The organism is Actinoplanes sp. CA-142083, assembly GCF_050942195.1.
Lineage (GTDB): Bacteria > Actinomycetota > Actinomycetes > Mycobacteriales > Micromonosporaceae > Actinoplanes.
Genome location: NZ_CP192076.1, coordinates 2,507,258 through 2,527,517, shown reverse-complemented (window position 1 = coordinate 2,527,517; position 20,260 = coordinate 2,507,258). Strand labels below are relative to the sequence as shown.

Genomic DNA, 20,260 nt, shown 5'->3' with positions numbered 1-20,260 from the left:
GAAGGGTCCCCCACACCATGCTGAAACGCTTCCTGCTCCTCGCGCTGCTGCTCGGACTTTCGATGGGTTTCGCGGCGCCACGGGCTTTCGCGGCCACGAAGAGCGTCTACATCCCGGCGTCCTGGGCCGCCACCGGTGAGGTGCCGTGGACCCAGAACCGCACGAAGGAATCGGCGAACTTCATCCTTCTCTGGGGCGAGAAATCGGGGACGAATCCGGTGTCGGCCCCGTCGCCGTACAACTTCAATCCCGACAACATCCTCCAGCAGCTGGAGTCGGTGTACTCGTTCTATGTGAACTCCATGAAGTTCACGCCGGAATCGGGACTGCTCGCCACGTACAAAATCGATGTGATCGTCACCCAGATCTGGAATCGCACCGAGCTGAACGCGTGGGCGACCGGCGGAAGCGCCGACGGCAAGGTCGGCGTCATCAACATCGCGCCCGCCGCGGCGCTGCCCGGATCCTGGGGACTCGCCCACGAGCTGGGACACGTGTTCCAGAATCTGACCTTCCTCGGCAAGTCCGGAATGGGCTTCACCGACGCGTCGGCCGGGACTTTCTGGGAGTCCAGCGCCGAATACATGGCGATGCAGGTCTATCCCGACGGTGGCGCCGGCGACCTCACCCGCTTCCTGCGCACCGAGAACCTGGCGTATTCGTCGAGCCGCCACCACTACGGCGCGTGGATGCTCGTGCAATACCTCGTCGACCGTTACGGGAGCATCGACATCTTCAACCGGATGTGGAACGAGGCCCGCAACACCGAGCATCCCCTGGAAACGTATCGCCGCATCGCCGGACTCACCCAGGCACAGCTCAACGCGCAACTCGCCGAATACGCACAACACCAGGTGACGTACGACTACAGCAATCGTTCCCACGTTCTGCCGTTCATCACCAATGTGTACGGGGCCGGCTTCATCAACGCGTACAACGGTGTGGCGGTCGACGCCGTCAACCAGTCGGCCGGGCACTATGCGATCCCGCCCGCCCTGGCGCCCTCCGACTACGGCTACAACAAAATCAAGCTGATCCCGGCGTCGTCGGGCGCGCTGATCCGGCTGCATTTCAAGGGCCACGTGAACAGCGCGGCCGGCTCGGGCTGGAGCTACGGCTTCGTCGCGGTCAAGAACGGGGTGCCGCGCTACGGTCCGGTGTCCACCTCGCCCGACGGCGAGATCACCTTCCAGACCCAGACCGGCGAGAACGAGGTCTACCTGGTCGTGCTCGGGGCGCCGTCGTCGGTGCACCACTACGCGTTCCTCGACGGATACACGAAGAACTACCGCTACCCGTACGAGTTCGGCATCACGGGCGCGACGCCGTCAGGCTACGAGCCCGGCTACGTCAAGCCGGCCGCGACCGGCGGCGGCCACTGGCACTCGAACGGCGGCGGCTGGGTCGACAATCGCGCCAACGTGGCCGCCACGGCCTACGTCGGCCCGCGGGCGGCCGTCTACGGCAACTCGACGGTCAGCGGCAACGCCCGCATCGAGGGCCTGGCCTGGGTCAACTCGGGCGCCACGGTCGGCGGCAACGCGGTCGTCAAGGACAACGCCCTGGTCCAGGGCGGCGCCAACCTCTCCGGCAGCGTGGTCGTCGGCGGCGACGCCGAGCTGGCCATCGCCTGCGGCTCCGGCACGTACCTGCTCTTCAACCCCGACCGGGCCTGCGACGGCCGCACCGGCGAGACCGACGTGAACCCGGCGGTGACCCGCTTCACCGACGCCGAGGTGGCCGTCAACGGCACCACGACGCCAACCACTCCCCCGACCACCCCGCCCACCACACCCCCGACCACCCCGCCCACCACGTCGCCCACGACGACCCCGCCGGCCGGCCGCTCCTGCACGGCGACGATCGCCGTCACCGGCAGCTGGACCGGCGGCTTCCAGGGCGAGGTCACGGTCACCGCCGGCGCCGGCGCCATCAGCAGCTGGACGGCCACCTGGCAGCTGGCGTCGGGCCAGAAGATCACCCAAGCCTGGAGCGCCGACGTCACCACCTCGGGCACGACGGTGACCGCCCGCAACGCCTCATGGAACGGCGCCTTGGCACCCGGCGCCAAGACCACCTTCGGCTTCCTGGCCGACGGCTCCCCCAGCACCCCGGCGGCCACCTGCGCCGCCTCATAACCGAGACTTCCAGCGCGCCGCCGTCAGGCTCCGGCGGCGGCGCGCTGGATGACCTCCTCGGTGGTCAGCGGGCTCGGCGGGTGATGGCTCAGGCAGAACGGGGCCTGTATCTTCACGAAACCCGCCCCCTCGATCGCCGCGTAGAACTCACCGCGGTCCATACGTCCCACGTCCGGGATCGGGCTGCCCTTCACGCGGGCGATCTCCTGGGCCGCGTCGATCTGGGTCATGCTGGTCAGCAGGCCGAAGAACTGGGTGGCGGCGTTGCCGGGAATCCGATTGTGCAGGCTCTTGGGCGCCTGGGTGGCGAAGACAAGGCCAAGACCGTACTTCCGGGCCTGTGAGGCCAGCATCAGCGTGCTGTGAGTGCAGGGCGTCATCGCGCCGGACGGGGCCAGATTTTGCGCCTCATCCATCACCAGGAGACCGCCCAAGGGGCGGTCGGTGGCGGGATGCCGCTTGATCCAAGCGAACAGAGCGACCTGGAGCTGGTTGACGAAGGTCTGCTGCTGCTTCAGCTCGGGTAGGCCGACGAAGCTGATCACGGAAATCCGGGCGCGCTTGCCGGGTGGCGGCGTCAGCAGCTCGCCGGGATCGGCGAGGGCCGCGACGCCACCGAGCAGCGGGTCGTTGATCGTCGCGGCCGTCAGGAGCTGTGACATCTTCGCCGCCAGCTTGATGCCGTCGTCGCCGAGGTCGCTGACGCCCTCGGGCAGATCGCCGAGCAGGTCGATCAGGGCCGGCAGATCTCCACCACCACGGCGGGCATAGTGAACCAGGGCCTGGCGGAGGACGGATTGGCTGAGCCGCGCCTTGTCGGTGTTGCCTTCGGCGCGGGCATGCGGCGCCAATGCGGCTACCGCCACTTCGATTCCCGCTTCCAACGTGTCCGGGTCATCCACGATCTCCGCGAAATCGGGCAACGGACGGAAGCTCAGCGGCCGACCGCTTCGCCGCCGCGGCGTCCAGACCACGACGTCGGTGTTCGCGAAATATTCGGCGGCACGGTCGGCGTCGCCGAGCCACCACGACGCCGGCGGCGATGGGTGGGGATCGCCGAGGCGCGCCAGGTCGTTGTTGGTGTCCAGCACGATGGCCGAGACGCCCTGAAGGGCGCACTCCTCGATCAGGCGACGGATGAGCACCGTCTTACCCGAGCCCGATCCGGCGAAGATCGCTGTGTGTCGGCGCAACGCCTCGAGCGAGACGGCGACCCGGCCGCTGCCGTCAATCTGCTCGCCGATCTCGATCGCCGAGCCGACGGGGCCGGATGCGACCGGCTCGGGGGCAATCGGCTCGGGGGCCACCGACTCGGACGCGATCAGGGACTCCCGGAGAACGCTGATCTCGTCAGTCGGCCGGCGCCGCGCGAACCAGGATCGGAGCGCCTCCTCACCGTACTCGGCGATCAGCCCGTGCAACGCCATCAGCCGGACCACGTCCTCGTCCGGGAAGGGCAGCGTCTCTCCTCCGGCCTGCCGGAAGGCCTTTATCACCTCCTGGGTGCGGGTACCCGCCGACCAGGGAGCCGTTCGCAGCAGGAACAGCCGGCGCCGCGTCACGCCTTCGGTGAGGCCGGCCGAGGTGGTCGCGTTCTTGATGCGATTGAGCGCGGCGATGTGATGGGTCGCCGCGATCGCCCGGAACGACCAGTGCTCCTCGTCCTCGTCGTTCGCGTCGAGCGCACGGCGCAGGCGGGCGTGCAGCGCGGGCTTGCCACCGGACTGCGGATCGATCGCGTACATCTCGCCGGCCGGGCCCTGTTCCGCGATCCAGGCGGTGAGACCCGCGCGGAGCAGTTCGGGCACGATGACATCCTCGGTGTCCTTGTGGAAGGCCGGCCCGGGATCGGAGATCTTCAGAAGCTCGTCGTGCCGGGCGTCGAAGCCGGCGGTCTCCGAGCCGGTCGCGGGCTCGTCGGCGACCGGGACTTCCGGGCGCTCCGGAACCGCATACAGGAGGTGCTCCAACTCCCGGATCTCGCCGTCGGCGAGGCAAGCCCGGACGTGCCGATCCACCGTTCGCAGCAGCTCGCGAGGCGTGAACTGCTCCGCCTCGGCAAACGCCCCCGGCTGCACCGGCCAGGTCGGATACGGCGGCTCAAAATCGACCTCGGCGAAACGTGACGCGAACCGGCGAGCGACCAGAGCCTCGCCGACCTGCCGCGAGGGGATCTCCTTGAGACGCACGGCTTCTCGGAAGCGGTCCTGCACCGTGTCAGTGACCTGATCCTTGATGTCCTGCCAGGTCTTGGGAAGGCATGCCACCACGGACAGCGTGCGTCGCGTGCTCTCCCGCAACGACATCAGGCCGCCGGCGATCTGCTCGAGCAGCAGCGAGGTCTGCCAGTTGGCGCGGTCCCCGGCCGCGGTGGACTTCACCGACTGGGCGATGAGGACGTCGATCTGGTCGACCGCGACGATCGTCGGGCCAGTGAGCGCCAGCAGCCGGGAGATGTCGCGAACGATCTCCTGGGCGGAGCGCTTGCCGCGACGCATCCCCCAAGCGGCTCGGTCGCCTGGTTGCTCCTCGTCGTTCGAGCAGAGGAAGCCGTAGCCGATGTCCTGCGCCGATGTCGACCCCGACGCCTGAAGCGCCAATGCCCGGGCGGTGTCCTGGCAGTCCATGCCGATCTGCCGATGATGCTTGCGGAGCAGATCGATGAACGCGTCCAGCGCCGGCCGGGTGAGCTCGTACTCGCCGATCAGCGAGCGGCGCACCGGACGCGGGGCGTCGATCAGCTCTGCCAGTTGGCGCAGGAAGAACACGAGCTGGCTGTCACCGTCGGGACGTTGCCGGGCGAAGCCGTCGATGAGCGCGATCGTGGTGCTGCGCCAGAACGCCTTCGACTCGAGCATCTCGATCAGGAAGAAGTAGCCACCGTCGACCTGTACCCGCTCGCGCACGGTGCCCAGCAGGTGGGTCTTGCCGGTTCCACGCTGCCCCTGGAGCGCGATTCCCATCGGGCTGTCGGTGTTGCGGGCGGCCTCATCGACGCCCTCCATCACGAGGTCGAGAATGTCCTGATGTAACCCTTCGACGTGATAGGGCGAGGCACGCCATACGTCGTCCGGAGTGGGCGCCCAGCTCAGCCGGAGGGCCGCCAGGGCTCGCCGCTGTGCATCGTTCATCGCGCCGGCCCGTCAGACGCCGATGGCGATGAGGTGCCTGAGTTGATTGCCGATCGTCACCGCTGCGGCGCGTTGCCCCTCGGTGAGGGCCTTCTGGTTGGACTCCGGCACGAGGCTGACATCGCGTGATCGGTTGAGCTCGAGGAGGGCGACGTCGAGATCCGGCCGGCCCACGTCCGGCAACGCGTCGCGAAGGTCCTCGATCATGATCCAGTCACCGGGACGAGGCGACAGCGACGCGTACGCCTTCCGGATACGCTCCTCGAGATCGCCGTCCGCCGCGACGGGCGGCATCCCCGCGGCCAATCGCAAGCGGAACAGGTCCTGCGGCTTGGTACCGGTTTGGCTGATCAAATTGCGGAGGAATCCCAGCGCCGCGTATAGGGCGAGGCCGATCGTGCCCGACCCGGCCGGCTGCTCCCCATCGAGTTCGGCAACCGCGCGATCATGACCTTTCTGGGTCAACTCGAGAGTCATCGGCCGCCCGCCCGTCTCGATGTATCCCCACTGCACGAGCTCATTGCGTTTGGCGGCTTTGAGGCTGTTGCCGACGACCTTGTTCTCCAGCGGCGCGGCACTGATCATCAGCGTGAGGAGGACGTACCGCTGAACCGATGTAAGCTCTTTTTCCGGCATTTTCCGGTCGCTCCTCAGGACGCCCGAGGGCGCCGTTGATCTCGGACTCGACGGCAGGGCGCCGCTTACCGGCACGATTCTGCCGATGCGCCCGCCCATGTCGCAAGGTCGTCCATAAGTGCTGCCAATATCTGACACGGCGGCGCCTTGCCGATCTTTTCCACGCCTGCTCATGGGATTTTCTGAAACATCCGTTCGAGGCGTCAATAAATGGATCATGAATGGACCGGTTGCCATTTCTCCGAGCCGCCGGGCAGCATGACGCTCGTGTCGCTGAGGCCGCCGTCGGACGCCTGGGCCGTCGCGATTCACGCCGCCGAGCGGTCGGACGAGCCGATCGGCTCCGGCATCGTGGTCGACACCAATCTCGTGCTGACCTGCGCCCACGTGGCCTTTCTCGACGACGCCCCGCGCGAGTTGTGGGTGTCGTTCCCCAAGGCGGACGTCGGCTACCGGGAACGACGCCGGGTACGCCAGTGCCTGGTCAACGGCAAGCCCGACGAGAACGTCGACGTGGCCTTGCTCGAGCTGGTCGATCCAGTGCCCGCCGCGGTCACGCCGGCCACGCTGCGCTGCCTGAGCGGCAAGGCCCTCATCGAGCGCTCCTGGTGGGCGTTCGGTTTCACCAAGGCGATGCCGAGCGGGTACTCGACGCACGGGCTGATCGCCGATGACCGCGGCCACGGGAAGGTCCACCTGTCGATCGGCTCGGAAACGCTGGTGGACCGGGGGTTCAGCGGCACCGCGGTGTGGTCGCCGGACTACCGGGCTGTGGTCGGCATCGTCGAGTCGCACGGCGCCGGCGGCGACGCGCAGGCGCTCACCCTCCGATACGCCGACGACCGGTTGCCCGGCCTGAAGCTGAGCTCCCTGGCGGCGTGGCGGCCCGCGGACGCCGACGAGGCCGCTCTCGCCGCCTGGGGCTGGACACTGGTCGCCGACGACGAGGCGGGCCGCCACTGGATACCGCGAGGACGTGGCGTGGCCGTCGCCGGCGAGGGCGGCTACCGCTTCCGGGGCCGTGACGCCGCGCTGCACCGGCTGGTCGGCTCACTCGACCACCCGGTTCCGTCCGGCCGCCCGCTGGTCGTGACCGGCTCGCCGGGAACGGGGAAGTCCGCGGTGCTCGGCCGGCTGGTCACCTCCGCCGACCCCGAACTGCGAAACCAACTTCCGCACGATGACAGCGGGGTGCGCGCGACTCCCGGTTCGGTTGCATGCGCGGTCCACGCCAAAGGGAAGAGCGCGCTGGAGGTCGCGGGTGAGATAGCTCGAGCGGCCGGCGTCGGTCTGCCCGCCGCCCCAGTCGACCTCACCCCCGCGCTACGCGACCGGCTCGCGGGCCTCCGTGCCCGGTTCAACCTGATCGTCGACGCCCTGGACGAGTCGGCCGAACCCGAGCAGGCCCGCTTGCTGGTGCGCGAGGTTCTGCAGCCGCTGGCGCGGGACGGGCGCGCGTTCGGCGTCCAGGTGATCGTGGGCACTCGTCGCGCCGACGGGCTCGGCAGCCTTCTCGACGAGTTCGGCGACAATCCGGACCTGGTCGATCTGGACGACCCCGACTACTTCGCCGAGTCGGATCTCGTCGAATACACCGTGGCCACCCTTCGCCTGGTCGGCGATCCACGCCCCGGAAACCCGTACGAGCAAGACTCGGTGGCCCGCCCGGTGGCCCGCCAGATCGCCCAGTTCGCTCGCCGGAACTTTCTGGTAGCCGGACTCGTGGCTCGCGCGCACGCTCTGCACGACACGATGGCAGTCGACACCGACGCGACGGTGTTCGCCGGTGACATGGCCTCCGCCCTCAACACCTATCTCGATGGACTGCCCCCAGCGGGTGGCACCTCAGCACGCCTGCTGCTGACTGCCCTGGCCTACGCCGAGCCGCCGGGTCTCACCCCACGATTGTGGCGGCTGGCGGTGAGTGCGGTCGGCGGCACGGCGAGCGAGGAAGATCTGCGCCGCTTCGCCCGGACCTCGGCGGCGAACTTCCTGGTGGAGAACGCCGACCCGGTCATACCGAGCTACCGGCTGTTCCACCAGGCGCTCAACGACGAGCTCACGGCGGGCCGGTTCGGCGATCAGGAAAGGCTTGTCCGCGCCTGGATGGCCGACGGCCACGAGGCGGGCTGGGATGCCGCTCCCGTCTATCTCCGGCGCTTTCTGGCCGGTCACGCCGCCCGCGCAGGGCTGCTCGACGACCTTCTCGCCGACGACGAGTTCCTCCTGAACGCCGAACTCGACCGTCTGCTCCGGGTCGCCGACGCGACCACCACAGAACGGAGCCGGGCACGGGTGGCATTGTTGCGGCGTACTCCTTCGGCGCTGGTCGCGGAGGCCGGCGAACGTGCCGCTCTCTTCTCGGTCGTCGACCGCATCGACGGGCTGGGCGCTGACATCGCTGTCACCGGCGCGCCGTATCACGCGGCTTGGACCCACACGCGGCCCCGCCAGGAGCGCACTGTCCTGGAGGGCCACTCGCAGGCCGTGTACGACGTGTGTCCGATCCGGGTCCAGGGCCGCCATCTGCTGGCCTCAGCCGGCGAGGACGGCGATGTGCTGTTCTGGGATCCGTTGACCAACCAGTCCGAACGGCTGCTGCACGCGCACGAGGACTGCGTCCGTGGGCTGTGCGCGGTGCGGGCCGGCTGGGAGACGCTGCTGGCCACGGCGAGTCACGACGGCACCGTCCGGCTTTGGGATCCGGTCGGCGGCCAGATGGTGCACGAGCTGCGGGATCACGAGGAGTGGGTACGCAACATCTGCGCGATCCCCGGCCCCGACGGCGACCTGCTCGCGTCGGCCGGTGACGACTGGACGATCCGGATCTGGGATCCGGTCACCGGTGCCCTTCTGCATGCGCTCACCGGGCACACCGGCTGGGTGACCGCCGTGACGCATGTTCCGGCATACGGACGCGACCTGGTCGCCTCCACCGGATACGACGGCACCGTCCGCCTCTGGGATCCGGTCGCCGGGCGGGAGCTTCTGCGCTTCACGGGCCACACCGGCTGGGTGACCACGCTGTACGCGGTTCGCACCGACCAGGGCACGCTGATCGCGTCGGCCGGCTACGACGGCACGGTCCGGCTTTGGGATCCGGTGTCCGGGCTGGAAGCGGGCCGCTTGGCGACCGGCGTCCCCATGACGGATCTGTGCACGATCGACCTCGCGGACGGCCGGCTCCTGGTCGCCACGGGCGAGGACGGCGCCATCCGGATCTGGGACGCGACGACCCGGCGGGCCCGGCCGTCGCTGTTCGGTCACTCCAGCTGGATCCGCGCGGTCTGCGAGTTGCCGCTGGACGACCGCCGGTTGCTCGCCACCGCCGGCGAGGACGGCACCGTTCGCCTGTGGGATCCGGACGGAGGCCTGCCCGGCCCGGTCGCTGACGGACGTCGCCTGCGCGCCGTGACCTCGCTCTGCACCGTTGTCGCCGGCGGTCGCGAGGCGGTGGCGTCGACCGGCAGCGACGGCAGCGTCCGACTCTGGGATCCGGCCGACGGCACGGAGATCGACGAGTTCTCCGCCGACGTCGGAACCCTCAACGACCTATGCGTGGTCGACAACGACGGCGACACCCTCCTGGTCGCGGCCGGAAGCGACGGCTCGGTGCAGCTGTGGTCGGCGGCGTCCGGCGAGCACGACCTGCCGATGACCGAGCACTTCGAATCGGTCAACGCGGTCCGCGCGCTACCCGGGGACAGTGGCACGATGATCGCGTCGGCCGGAGACGACGTGACCATCCGGCTGTGGCGGCCGCACGACAGGGTCGTCCGGGAAGGTCTGACCGGCCACACCGACTGGGTGACCGCGCTGGCGGTCACCGTGCGGGACGGCCGGGCGGCGCTCGCCTCGGCCGATAAGAACGGCACCGTCCGCCTATGGGACTCCGACGGCGCCGCTCTCTGGACCCAACATGGGCACTCCGACGCCGTGAACGCCCTGTGCGCGATCGGTCCGCTGATAGCGTCGGCCGGCGCGGACGGCGTCATCCGCCTCTGGGAACCCGGGAACGGCCGGCCGCACGGCACGCTGACCGGCCACACCGGCGCGGTGACCGGCATCTGCGCGCTGCCTGGCGCAGGCCGGGAGATACTGGCCTCGGTCGGCGCGGACCGCACCGTACGCCTCTGGGACGTGGACTCCGGCCGCACACTACGCACGATCCCGGTCCATCATCCGGCTCTGAGCTGTCACTATGTGGCCGGCCGCCTGGTCGTCGGGCTCAGCCAGGGCCTGCTGGCCCTGACCATCGAGTCCTAGATCTTCCGGAAGCGGCTCTCCGCCTCGTCGATCGCGGCGAGCTGGGCCACGATCTCGGCCGGTGAGGTCTCGCCGACTACCTTCTGTAGCAGCGGAGTGTGGTCGAGCACCAGGTCTCGGAGGCGGCGCAGCGGGGGCGGCGCGTGGTGGAAGATCTTCCCCAGCGCGTACGCCTGACGCACCTGGCGAGCCGTGTGTGGCTTGCGTGGGGCCTCGAAGGCGTCTAGCGCGGCGCGCACCGCTTCGTGGTTGGAGAGGTCCACGCCGGCCAGGCGGCGGCCCAGGAAGTAGCCGTCCTCGGTGGCCATGCCGGCGCCGTACGCGGCGTAAGGGCTGGTCGGGTGGGCGGCGTCGCCGACGATGGTGACGCGGCCGCGGGACCACTGCTTCAGCGCTCGGCGGTCGCGCAGCACCCAGCGCTGCACGTCGGGCGGCGCGGTCGCGGCGATCAGCTGCGGGAGCGGCGCGGGGAAGCCGTGGGCCATGCGGGTCGCGGTCGCGTGTGGATCGGCCGTGAAGGCCGTGGTGGCGTCGTGCGCGCCCAGCACCCACCACTGGAAGCCGTCGCGGCCCTGGCTGCGGATCGACGTCCAGCTGCCCTGCACGGTGGGGCCGTGGGTCAGGATGCACTGGGCCCGCTCCTCGGTGACGCTCATGTCGAACGTGAAGCCGCCGAAGATGTGCAGGTTGTGCTCGCGTTTCGGCTCGTCGCCCCACAGCGTGCGGCGCACCAGCGAGTCGATCCCGTCCGCGCCTACCAGCACGTCGGCGGTCACGAGCTCGCCGTCGGCCATGCGTAGGCGTACGCGATCATGGTCTTGATCGAAGCTCTCGACGGAGCTGTTGACCTGGAGGATGCCGGGTGGCAGCGCGGCGAGAAGGCGCTCGTAGAGGTCGGGGCGCAGCAGGCCGATGAAGCCGCCGCCGTATTCGCGCACCACCTGCTCGGGCAGGATCACCCGCACCCGGGCGTGCCCGCTCATCGAGCGGAACTCGGAGCGGCAGGGCGCGCCCAGGTCCTCGGTGTCGACGCCGAGCAGGCCGAGCGCCTTGATCGGCGGAGGCCACAGATTGAGGATGTTGCCCGCCGGGCGCGCTCGCGGATAGCGCTCGAGGAGCACCACCTCGTGACCGGCCTGATGTATCGACAGCGCCGCGGCCATGCCCGCCGGCCCCGCCCCGATGATCGCCACCCGTCCCATGGGCCACCTCCAAGACCGTAGTGTGCGCTACGGTTAGCCCGTCGGGCAAGATGGGGCGGTGACGTCGGACGGATCGCTGGAGATCAGGCCCCCGCGGCAACAGCGCAGCCGGGAGGCGTGGGGTCGCGTGCTCGACGCCGGGGTCGCGCTCCTGGAGGAGGGCGGCTACGAGGCGTTCACCATCGCCGCGGTGTGCGAGCGCGCGGGCGTGCCGCCGCGGGCGCTGTATGCGCGGGCGGACAACAAGGACGCGTTGTTCCTGGCGGTCTACGAGCACGGCATCGCCCGGGTGCGCGCCGACCACGACATCCTCGACGCCGCGCGGTGGCGCGGGCTGCCGCCCGAGCGTCTGGTCGCCGAGGTCGTCCGGGCCACCGCCGGGATTTTCGCGCGGCATGCCGCGTTCCTGCGCGCGGTCGTGCTGATCTCCGGCGTGCACGCCGAGGTGTACCGGCGCGGCGCGGCCTACAGCACCGAGCTCGGCGAGCGCTTCACCCGGCTGCTGCTGGGCGCCGGGATCGGGCCGGAGACGGCGGTCCGCACCGCGTTCACCGCCGTGTTCTCCACGCTTGTGCTGCGCACCGCCTACGGCCCGACCTTCGCCGGGCCGGCGGTGGACGAGGACGGCCTCACCGAGATGGTCAGCCGCTATCTGGTTTAGGCCTTGGGCTTCCAGCCGATGGCGGGCGCGATGTGCTTCGCGATGGTTTCCAGGATGCGGGCGTTGTAGGCGACGCCCAGCTGGTTCGGGACCGTGAACAGGATCGTGTCGGCCGCGCGGACCGCCTCGTCCCCGGCCAGCTCGGCGGCGATCTGGTCGGGCTCGCCGGCGTATGTGCGGCCGAAGCGGGACCGGACGCCCTCGAGCAGGCCGATCTGGTCCTCCTGGGCCTGGTTGCCGAAGTAGATCCGGTCGATCTCCTCGGTGATCGGCAGGACGCTGCGGGAGACCGAAACGCGCGGCTCGCGGGTGTGGCCGGCCTCGGTCCACGCCTGGCGGTACAGCGCGATCTGCTCGGCCTGCAGCTGGTCGAACGGGACGCCGGTGTCCTCCGAGAGCAGGGTGGAGCTCTGCAGGTTCATGCCGGACTGCGCGGCCCACTGGGCGGTCTGCCGGGTGCCGGCGCCCCACCAGATGCGGTCGCGCAGGCCGGGCGACTGGGGCTGGATGGCCAGGCCGCCGCTGATGCCGGTGCGGGCGGGGTCGGTGCGGGCCACCGCGGCGCCGCCGATCGCCTCCAGGAAGAACAGCGTCTTCTCGCGGGCCAGGTCGGCGGCGGACGTGCCGGCCGGCGGCTCATAACCGAACGCGTACGCGCCGTTCAGCACGGTCTCCGGGGATCCGCGGGAGACGCCGAGCTGGAGACGGCCGCCGCTGATCAGGTCGGCGGCGGCCGCTTCCTCGGCCATGTAGAGCGGGTTCTCGTAGCGCATGTCGATCACGCCGGTGCCGATCTCGATGCGCCGCGTGCGGGCGCCGATCGCCGAGAGCAGCGGGAACGGCGAGGCCAGCTGGCGCTCGAAGTGGTGGACCCGGACGAACGCGCCGTCGACGCCCAGCTCCTCGGCGGCCTCGGCCAGCTCTATGGTCTGCAGCAGCGAGTCGGCCGCGCTGCGCGTCTCGGACCCGGCCGCGTTGCGCCAGTGCCCGAAGCTGAGGAACCCGATCTTTTTCTCCACCCCGGCACCAACCTCGCGGCGCCGGGGCGGATTCCCGTCAGCAGGCGCCCTTGGTCACCTTGGGCGTGCCGTCGGTGGTGGCCGGGAGCTTGACGCAGGCCTTGTCGCCGCCGGCCGTCACCTCGGCGACGCCGCTGCGGACGACCTTGGCGGTGAACGGCAGGCCCTTCAGCTCGGCGATCGCCTTCGGGAGCGCCTTGGCCGGCTTGATGCCCTGGTCCTCGGCCACCGCGAGCGCGCCGTAGCCCACCGACATCGCGTAGCCGCTCGCGTTGCCGCCGCCGGGGCCGGTCGAGCCGCCGGCCGGACCGGCGAGGCCGGAGAGGACCTTCGGGTCGATCTTGGTGGCGCCCTGGGGTACCTCGATCGGGGAGCCGGTGGTGACCTCGAGGCGGACCGCCGCGCGGCCGGTCGCGCCGTCGACGAACTGCAGGATGTTGATCTCGAGGGCGGTCAGCTTCTCGTCGTCGATCCACAGGTCGAGCACGATCGGGCGGTCCTTGGGGGCCTTGTCGAGCTCGCCGGTGAGCTCCTTGGTCTCGTCGCCGCCGACGGCCGTGACCAGGCGCTTCAGCTCGGAGGCCGCCTTGGTGGTCGAGGTGGTGACGATCAGGTGCTTGCTGTCGGCCTGGTCGCGGACGATCTCGGCGCCGTCGAAGAGGTTCTGCGCGCTCTTCTTGACCTCGGCGGCCGCCTTCGCGGAGTCGGTGTCCTGGGTCGGCAGCCCGCTGGTCTTGACCGCCTCGCCGGCGTCGAGCGACACCCAGCCGCCGCCGAAGAGCGCCTTGAGGGCCGGGTCCGTGGAGGTGGCCTGGTCCCGCATCTCGTTGAGGTCGGCAGCGGTGCCCCCGAATTTCTGCACCAGCTGGGTGACCGGGGCCTTCGCGTACAGCACCTTGTCGACGACCCGGAGCTCGGTGCCGGCGACGCCGTCGATGGTGGCCGCGAGCGACATGCGGTCGTCGTCGGGACCCTCGCCGGCCTGGTCGTAGGCGACCGTGAAGGACGAGTTGAAGAGCTTCTTCAGCGTCTCGGGATCCTCCGCCTTCACGGCGGTGACCAGGTCGTCGGCGCTGCCGGTGAGCTTGAGCGTGAAACCGGCCTGCTTCTGCTCGCCGAGGTGCTGGGCGGCGCTGCGCAACTCCAGCTTCGGCTCGAGCTGCTTGATCTGATTGGCACATCCGACGACGGCCAGGGCCGTGGCGGCGGCGGCCGCACCGGCCAGGAAACGCTTCGCGCGCATTGTTCTCCCCGTGAGAAATCTGCTTCGACATCCATGATGGTGACGACCGCAAGCAAATTACTCAGAGCAGCGATCGAAGGGCATCCACCGCGTCGCCCAGCAAATCCACCGAAAGTCCCCGGCGCGGCCACACCGACAGGTCCAGCGGCGCGGCGGGCGGCAGGTCGTCGCGGGCGACCAGGCCGTCGATCTCCTGGCCGAGCGTGGCCATCAACGCGACCCCCAGCCCGGCCCGGACCGCGGCCTGCACCCCGGCCAGGTTGGCGGCCTCGCAGGCCACATCGGCCCGCACCCGGGTCGCGGCCAATGTCTCCAATGCGCGACTTCGCAAGGCGCAGGGCGCGTCGAAGGCCACCAGGGAGACCCCATCAACAACCGACAAGCCGGGCGCGGAGTACCAGGTGAGCGGCAACGCCCCGACGGTGTGCTCGCCCGGCCCGATCAGCAGCGCCAGATCGATGCGCCCCTCGTCGAGCGCCGACCGCAGCGGCGCGCCCCGGTCGATGCGGAACCGGACGCGGTGCGCCGGGAAAGCCGCGGCCAGGGCGGGGAGCAGCTGGTCGGCGGCGTGCTCGGTGGAGCCGATCACCAGCCGCGGCTCGGCCTCGACGGCGAACGCGGCCAGGGTCTCGTCGTGGGCAGCGAGGATCCGCCGGGCCTGGGTCAGCAGGGTCTCGCCGTCGGCGGTGAACCGCGATCCCCGGCCGTCCCGCTCCACGAGGGCACGACCAAGAGCAGATTCCAGACGCCGTACGTGCTGGCTCACCGCACCCTGGGTGAGGTGCAACGCCGACGCCGCCCGCTGGAAGCCACCGCAGTCCGCCACCGCGACGAAGCTGCGCAGCGGCCCGATGTCGAGACTCCGACTCATACCTACCAGGTTACTAGGAATTGATGAGCCGGCGTAATGGGTTGTCATCATGATCTCTCCTTGGACACCCGCGCCGGCCCGCGCCGAGACTCTTCGCATGAGTACCCGCAGAAACCTCAAGCTCGGCGCCGTCCTGATGGGCGTGGGCGGACCGGGTCAGCACCACACCTGGCTCCACCCCGAGATCCCCGGCGACGCGAGCGTGGACATCCGCTGGTACATCGCCCGTGCGCAGCAGGCCGAGGCCGCGAAGTTCGACCACGTCTTCATCGTCGACAGCCAGTTCATCACCCCGGACTCGCCGCACCACTACCTGAACCGGCTCGAGCCGCTCACGCTGCTGTCCGCGCTCGCGGTGCACACCACCAACATCGGGCTGGTCGGCACGCTGACGACGTCGTACAACGACCCGTTCAACCTGGCGCGGCGGCTCGCGTCGCTCGACGTGATCAGCGGCGGCCGGGCCGGCTGGAACGTGGTCGCGACCGGCGACGGCGGGACCGCGGGCAACTACGGGCGCAAGGAGCACTACGACTACGCGGCCCGCTACGGCCGCGCGCTCGAGAGCGTCCGCGTCGTGCAGGGGCTGTGGGACTCGTACGAGGACGACGCTTTTCCCCGGGACAAGGAGCGCGGCGTCTTCTTCGACAAGACGAAGCAGCACCCGCTCAACCACGTGGGCGAGCACTTCCAGGTGGTGGGGCCGCTCAACATCCAGCGCTCCCCGCAGGGGCAGCCGGTGATCTTCCAGGCCGGCGACTCCGAGGAGGGCCGCGACCTGGGCGCCTCGATCGCCGAGGCGATCTTCACGCACTCGGCGACGATCGAGCAGGCGCAGGCGTTCCGCAAGGACCTGCGCGACCGGGCCGCCGCCAAGGGCCGCGACCCCGATCACGTGCTGATCGTGCCGGGGATCTCGCCGATCATCGCTTCCAGCGACGACGAGGCCCGGGCGAAAGAGGAGGAACTGCTCGGCGGCAAGAGCTTCGACCGGGCGCTCAAGGAGCTGGGCCGGCCCTTCGGCTGGCACGACTTCACCCGATACGACCTGGACGCGCCCTTCCCCGACCTCGGCGAGGCCGGCGACCGGAGCTTCAAGACGCAGGCCGAGGGGATCAAGCGGCTGGCCCGGGAGAACGGGTACACGCTGCGCCAGGTCGTCCAGCACTCGATCGACGCCGGCCGCTCGCCGTTCGTCGGGTCGCCACTGACCGTCGCCAACGCGATCGAGGAGTGGTTCGAGGCGGGCGCGTTCGACGGCATCAACCTCACCGTGACGGCGCCGAGCGAGTTCGCGAAGTTCACCGACGAGGTGCTGCCGATCCTGCGGCAGCGCGGCGTCGCCCGGACCGAATACGAGTCGACGACGCTTCGTGGCAACCTCGGCCTGCCGATCCCGCAGAACGTCCACGCGTCATGAGGCTCGGATTCCTCACCCACGTGCAGGGCCGCGGCGACGATCTCGCCGAGACGTACCGCCGGGCTCAGGAGCTGTTCGTCGTGGCCGACGAGCTGGGCTTCGACGTCGGGTGGGTGGCGCAGCACCACGCGCCGCTGCAGGGTGGCGGGCTCTCGTCGCCATGGTCCTTTCTCGCGTACGCCGCCGCGCGCACCCGGAAAATCCGCCTCTCCACCGCGATCACGATCCTGCCGCTGGAGCACCCGCTGCGCCTCGCCGAGGACGTGGCGGTGGTCGACACGCTCAGCGGCGGCCGGGTCGAGATCGGCGTGGGCAGCGGTTCCGGGCCGGAGGAGTACGCCGCGTTCGGCGTCGACGTGAACCGCAAGCGGGAGCTGACCACCGAGGGCCTGGAGACGCTGCGCCGGGCGCTCGCCGGCGCCACCGACTTCCGGATCCAGCCGCAACCGGTGAGCGATTTCTCCGACCGGATCTGGCAGGGCGTCTTCAGCGCGGCCGGTGCGCGCTATGCCGCCGCGTCCGGCACCAATTTACTTCTCAATCGCGCCGCGTACGGGTACGACGAGCCCACCGATGAGGTGCAACGGGTCTGGGCCGACGAGTTCCTGGCCGCCTGGGACCGGCCGCAGCGGCCGCGCATCGGGCTGTCCCGCTTCGTCTTCCCGGCCAAGGACCGCAAGACGGCGGTGGCCCAGGTCGAGGACGGGCTGCGCCGTGCCACCGAGGGCTTCATCGCCCGCGGCGACTTCCCGGCCGGCCTGGGCCTCGACGAGTACCTGCGCCGGTTCCACGCGTTCGTGGGCCACCCCGACGAGATCGTCGCGGGGCTGCAGCGGGAGAAGGTGATGCCGGTGGCCACCGACCTGATCACCCAGTTCAACCCCGGCATCCCCGACTTCGACGCGGCCGTGCACGCGCTCGAGCTGATCGCCAAGGAGGTCGCGCCGGCGCTCGGCTGGTCGCCCGCCCGGTAATTGCATCGCACATTCTTCCGCGGAGCACGTAGAGTCGCGCGGTGCTCAGCGTGTTCCTGCCCCCGCGGCTGGGAACATCGTTCCGCTGGCTGCTCGCGTCGTCGTGGACGACCAACCTCGGCGACGGCATCGCGGTCGCGGCCGGCCCGCTGCTGGTCGCCTCGCTCACCCGCGACCCGTTCCTGATCTCGCTGGCGGCGCTGCTGAGCTGGGCGCCGCCGCTGGCGTTCGGGCTGTTCGCCGGGGTGCTCTCCGACCGGCACGATCGGCGGCGGATCGTGATGATCGCCGACGGCAGCCGGGCGGTCGTGCTCGCCGCGCTGGTCGCGGCGCTGGCCACCGGCCATCTGACGGCGGCCGGGGCGCTGGTCGCGCTGGGGCTGCTCGCGACCGCCGAGGTCTTCGCCGACAACACGTCCGCGACGCTGGCGCCGATGATGGTGCCCCGCGACGACCTGGCGCTGGCCAACTCGCGGCTGCAGTTCGGCTTCCTGACGCTCAACCAGCTGGCCGGGCCGCCGCTGGGCGCCGCGCTGTTCGCGGCCGGGCGCACGTGGCCCTTCGTGGCGCAGGTGGTGCTGGTCGCCGCCGGGGTGCTGCTGGTCTCGCGCATCCGGGTGGCGGCTTCCGCGCCGGAAGCGCGCGGCAACGCCGTACGGGAGATCAAAGAAGGCCTGGCGTGGACCTTGCGCCATCCCGCCGTACGCACGCTGGTGTTGACGATTTTGATCTTCAACGTGACGTTCGGGGCGGCCTGGTCGGTCCTGGTGCTGTATGCCTCCGATCGCCTGGGGATGGGCGCGATCGGGTTCGGCCTGCTCACGACGGCCTCGGCGGTGGGCGGCATCGTCGGCACCAGCCTCTACGGCTGGATCACGGCCCGGGTGAGCCTCGGCAACGTGATGCGCGCCGGCCTGATCATCGAGACCCTGACCCACCTGGCGCTGGCCCTGACCACCTCGCCCTACGTCGCCCTGCCGATCTTCTTCGTCTTCGGCGCGCACGCGTTCATCTGGGGCACCACCTCGATCACCGTCCGGCAGCGGGCCGTCCCGGAAAACCTGCAGGGCCGGGTCGGCGCCGTCAACACGCTGGGCGTCTTCGGCGGCCTGGTGGTCGGCTCGGCGATCGGCGGCGTCCTGGCCAGCCACTACGGCGTGACCGCGCCGTTCTGGTTCGCCTTCGTCGGCTCGGCCGTCTTCGTGGTCATGCTGTGGCCGCAGCTGACCCGCATCGCCCACTCCTAGCTGGGCTTTCAACCTGGGGGTTGACTCGTGGCCCGCCGAGGGCCTACTGTCTCTTTCAACCTTGGAGTTGAAACGGGGGCCCGATGACCACGGACACGCTGTCCCGCGTCTTCGCCGCCCTCGCCGACCCGACCCGCCGCGACATGGTGGCCCGGCTCGCCGACGGCGACGCGACCGCGAACCAGTTGGCCGAGCCGTACCGGATGACGCTGCAGGCGGTCTACAAGCACGTGAAGGTGCTCGAGGAGGCCGGGCTGGTGACCCGGCCGGCGGGGCCGCAGCCTCGTGCCGTACACCTGGAAATTGATGCTCTTGATCTGCTCGACACCTGGATCGAGCGCCACCGGGTCCGGGTCGAGCGGCGCTATCAACGGCTCGACGCCGTTTTGAGGTCTTTGCAGGAGGATGCGGATGAGTCCGGAAGCGGTCATCGAGGCGGACCCGAAGTTGCCGATGATCCGGGTAGTGCGTGACTTCGCGGCCACTCCCGCGCAGCTGTTCCGCGCGCACACCGATCCCGGGCTGTTCGCCCAGTGGGTCGGGCCCGACCGCATGACCACCCGGATCGACCACTGGGACGCGCGCACCGGCGGCAGTTGGCGGTACGCAAGCGGGGACTACTGGTTCCACGGCAGCTTCCACGATGTACGACCGGACCGCATCGTGCAGACGTTCACCGACGAGAGCAATCCCGACGGGGTGGCGCTGGAGACGTTGTGGTTCGACGACCTGGGCGGCGGCCGCACCCGGCTGCGGACGCGGGCGCTGGTCGAGAGCTTCGAGATACGCGACGCATGGCTGCGCTCCGGCATGGAGACCGGCATGAACGAGGGTTACGCCAAACTGGAGAGGATGCTCATCGATGGCACTGTCTGAGATCCCGGCCGACCGGCACCGCGAGGTCGCCGGCCTGTTCACCGAGCGGGTGCGCGGCGCCCGCGACTGGGATGCCCCCGCCCCCGTCCCCGGCTGGGCCGCCCGCGACGTGGTGCGGCACCTGGTCGAGTGGTTCCCCAGCTTCCTCTCCGCCGGCGCCGGCATCGACCTGGCCCGCGGCCCGTCGGCCGACGTGGACCCGGTGGCCGCGTGGCAGATCCACGCCGACGCCGTGCAGGCGCTCCTCGAGGACCCGGAGACGCCGGACCGCAAGCTCACCAACCCGCACCTGGGCAGCCTGCCGCTGGACACCGCGATCGACCAGTTCTACACGTCGGACATCTTCATGCACACCTGGGACCTGTCCCGGGCGACCGGCCAGGACGACCGGCTCGACCCGGACTTCTGCGCCCAACTCCTGGCCGGGATGGAGCCGATGGAAGAGGTGATCCGCAACTCGGGTCAATACGGGCCGCGGGTCGAGGTGCCCACGGACGCGGACGCGCAGACGAAGATGCTGGGCTTCATCGGCCGGGATCCATTCTGGAAGGCCTGAGGGCCGCCGGCCCGGGCGCG

15 protein-coding genes are annotated in these 20,260 nt (G+C 70.2%); 9 read left to right on the top strand and 6 right to left on the bottom strand.

The features are described 5' to 3' along the window. Nucleotides 1-17 precede the first annotated feature (17 nt). Entirely contained in the window at nt 18-2,138 is a 2,121-nt protein-coding gene (locus tag ACQPZX_RS11980) for a DUF6055 domain-containing protein (protein ID WP_433378601.1), read from the top strand. A gap of 23 nt (nt 2,139-2,161) precedes the next feature. Here ACQPZX_RS11980 and ACQPZX_RS11975 read toward each other — a convergent pair whose 3' ends face one another. Next, entirely contained in the window at nt 2,162-5,269 is a 3,108-nt protein-coding gene (locus ACQPZX_RS11975) for a helicase HerA domain-containing protein (protein ID WP_433378598.1), read from the bottom strand. Nucleotides 5,270-5,281: 12 nt separating this feature from the next. Beyond that, nucleotides 5,282-5,905: a hypothetical protein gene (locus ACQPZX_RS11970; RefSeq protein ID WP_433378595.1), complete on the bottom strand. Its 624-nt coding sequence runs from the start codon at nt 5,903-5,905 to the stop codon at nt 5,282-5,284. Between the two features lie 267 nt (nt 5,906-6,172). Here ACQPZX_RS11970 and ACQPZX_RS11965 point away from each other — a divergent pair, with 267 nt between their 5' ends. Beyond that, a complete protein-coding gene (locus ACQPZX_RS11965) occupies nt 6,173-10,171 on the top strand; it encodes a trypsin-like peptidase domain-containing protein (protein WP_433378593.1) in 3,999 nt (1,332 codons plus the stop codon). Here the strand turns inward: ACQPZX_RS11965 and ACQPZX_RS11960 are convergent. Further along, on the bottom strand, nt 10,168-11,373 hold the full coding sequence (locus ACQPZX_RS11960) for an FAD-dependent oxidoreductase (protein ID WP_433378590.1): 1,206 nt from the start codon (nt 11,371-11,373) through the stop codon (nt 10,168-10,170). The genes ACQPZX_RS11965 and ACQPZX_RS11960 overlap by 4 nt on opposite strands. Nucleotides 11,374-11,431: 58 nt before the next feature. On the opposite strand from ACQPZX_RS11960, the gene ACQPZX_RS11955 reads away from it, so the two are divergent. After that, on the top strand, nt 11,432-12,034 hold the full coding sequence (locus ACQPZX_RS11955; RefSeq protein WP_433378587.1) for a TetR/AcrR family transcriptional regulator: 603 nt from the start codon (nt 11,432-11,434) through the stop codon (nt 12,032-12,034). On the opposite strand, the gene ACQPZX_RS11950 is transcribed toward ACQPZX_RS11955, so the two are convergent. From ACQPZX_RS11950 to ACQPZX_RS11940, 3 genes are all read right to left on the bottom strand, one after another. Next, nucleotides 12,031-13,053: an LLM class flavin-dependent oxidoreductase gene (locus tag ACQPZX_RS11950; RefSeq protein WP_433378585.1), complete on the bottom strand. Its 1,023-nt coding sequence runs from the start codon at nt 13,051-13,053 to the stop codon at nt 12,031-12,033. The two genes, ACQPZX_RS11955 and ACQPZX_RS11950, sit on opposite strands and share 4 nt — an antisense overlap. A 37-nt stretch (nt 13,054-13,090) precedes the next feature. Next, nucleotides 13,091-14,296, bottom strand: coding sequence for a hypothetical protein (locus ACQPZX_RS11945; protein WP_433378583.1), 1,206 nt, complete (start codon nt 14,294-14,296; stop codon nt 13,091-13,093). A gap of 61 nt (nt 14,297-14,357) precedes the next feature. Then, the gene (locus tag ACQPZX_RS11940) at nt 14,358-15,167 is read right to left on the bottom strand and encodes a LysR family transcriptional regulator (RefSeq protein WP_433378581.1); all 810 of its coding nucleotides are present in this window, start codon (nt 15,165-15,167) and stop codon (nt 14,358-14,360) included. 97 nt (nt 15,168-15,264) lie between these two features. Here ACQPZX_RS11940 and ACQPZX_RS11935 point away from each other — a divergent pair, with 97 nt between their 5' ends. The 6 genes from ACQPZX_RS11935 to ACQPZX_RS11910 all read left to right on the top strand — a co-directional run bounded on the left by ACQPZX_RS11935 (nt 15,265) and on the right by ACQPZX_RS11910 (nt 20,240). Continuing rightward, nucleotides 15,265-16,587: an LLM class flavin-dependent oxidoreductase gene (locus ACQPZX_RS11935; protein ID WP_433378578.1), complete on the top strand. Its 1,323-nt coding sequence runs from the start codon at nt 15,265-15,267 to the stop codon at nt 16,585-16,587. Continuing rightward, entirely contained in the window at nt 16,584-17,561 is a 978-nt protein-coding gene (locus ACQPZX_RS11930) for an LLM class flavin-dependent oxidoreductase (RefSeq protein ID WP_433378575.1), read from the top strand. The genes ACQPZX_RS11935 and ACQPZX_RS11930 overlap by 4 nt, the downstream gene beginning before the upstream one ends. Nucleotides 17,562-17,602: 41 nt before the next feature. Further along, entirely contained in the window at nt 17,603-18,808 is a 1,206-nt protein-coding gene (locus ACQPZX_RS11925) for an MFS transporter (protein WP_433378572.1), read from the top strand. An 83-nt stretch (nt 18,809-18,891) separates the two neighbouring features. Then, nucleotides 18,892-19,281, top strand: coding sequence for an ArsR/SmtB family transcription factor (locus ACQPZX_RS11920; RefSeq protein ID WP_433378569.1), 390 nt, complete (start codon nt 18,892-18,894; stop codon nt 19,279-19,281). Then, nucleotides 19,274-19,684, top strand: coding sequence for an SRPBCC domain-containing protein (locus tag ACQPZX_RS11915; protein ID WP_433378566.1), 411 nt, complete (start codon nt 19,274-19,276; stop codon nt 19,682-19,684). Before ACQPZX_RS11920 ends, ACQPZX_RS11915 begins: the two co-directional genes overlap by 8 nt. After that, the gene (locus ACQPZX_RS11910) at nt 19,671-20,240 is read left to right on the top strand and encodes a TIGR03086 family metal-binding protein (protein ID WP_433378563.1); all 570 of its coding nucleotides are present in this window, start codon (nt 19,671-19,673) and stop codon (nt 20,238-20,240) included. The genes ACQPZX_RS11915 and ACQPZX_RS11910 overlap by 14 nt, the downstream gene beginning before the upstream one ends. The last annotated feature ends 20 nt before the right edge of the window (nt 20,241-20,260 follow it).

What these genes read in the sequence shown, in the direction of transcription:
- ACQPZX_RS11980 (WP_433378601.1), top strand. Translation starts at nt 18, where the DNA reads ATGCTGAAACGCTTCCTGCTCCTCGCGCTGCTGCTCGGACTTTCGATG.
- ACQPZX_RS11945 (WP_433378583.1), bottom strand. Translation starts at nt 14,296, where the DNA reads ATGCGCGCGAAGCGTTTCCTGGCCGGTGCGGCCGCCGCCGCCACGGCC.
- ACQPZX_RS11975 (WP_433378598.1), bottom strand. Translation starts at nt 5,269, where the DNA reads ATGAACGATGCACAGCGGCGAGCCCTGGCGGCCCTCCGGCTGAGCTGG.
- ACQPZX_RS11960 (WP_433378590.1), bottom strand. Translation starts at nt 11,373, where the DNA reads ATGGGACGGGTGGCGATCATCGGGGCGGGGCCGGCGGGCATGGCCGCG.
- ACQPZX_RS11930 (WP_433378575.1), top strand. Translation starts at nt 16,584, where the DNA reads ATGAGGCTCGGATTCCTCACCCACGTGCAGGGCCGCGGCGACGATCTC.
- ACQPZX_RS11970 (WP_433378595.1), bottom strand. Translation starts at nt 5,905, where the DNA reads ATGCCGGAAAAAGAGCTTACATCGGTTCAGCGGTACGTCCTCCTCACG.
- ACQPZX_RS11910 (WP_433378563.1), top strand. Translation starts at nt 19,671, where the DNA reads ATGGCACTGTCTGAGATCCCGGCCGACCGGCACCGCGAGGTCGCCGGC.
- ACQPZX_RS11935 (WP_433378578.1), top strand. Translation starts at nt 15,265, where the DNA reads ATGAGTACCCGCAGAAACCTCAAGCTCGGCGCCGTCCTGATGGGCGTG.
- ACQPZX_RS11920 (WP_433378569.1), top strand. Translation starts at nt 18,892, where the DNA reads ATGACCACGGACACGCTGTCCCGCGTCTTCGCCGCCCTCGCCGACCCG.
- ACQPZX_RS11940 (WP_433378581.1), bottom strand. Translation starts at nt 15,167, where the DNA reads ATGAGTCGGAGTCTCGACATCGGGCCGCTGCGCAGCTTCGTCGCGGTG.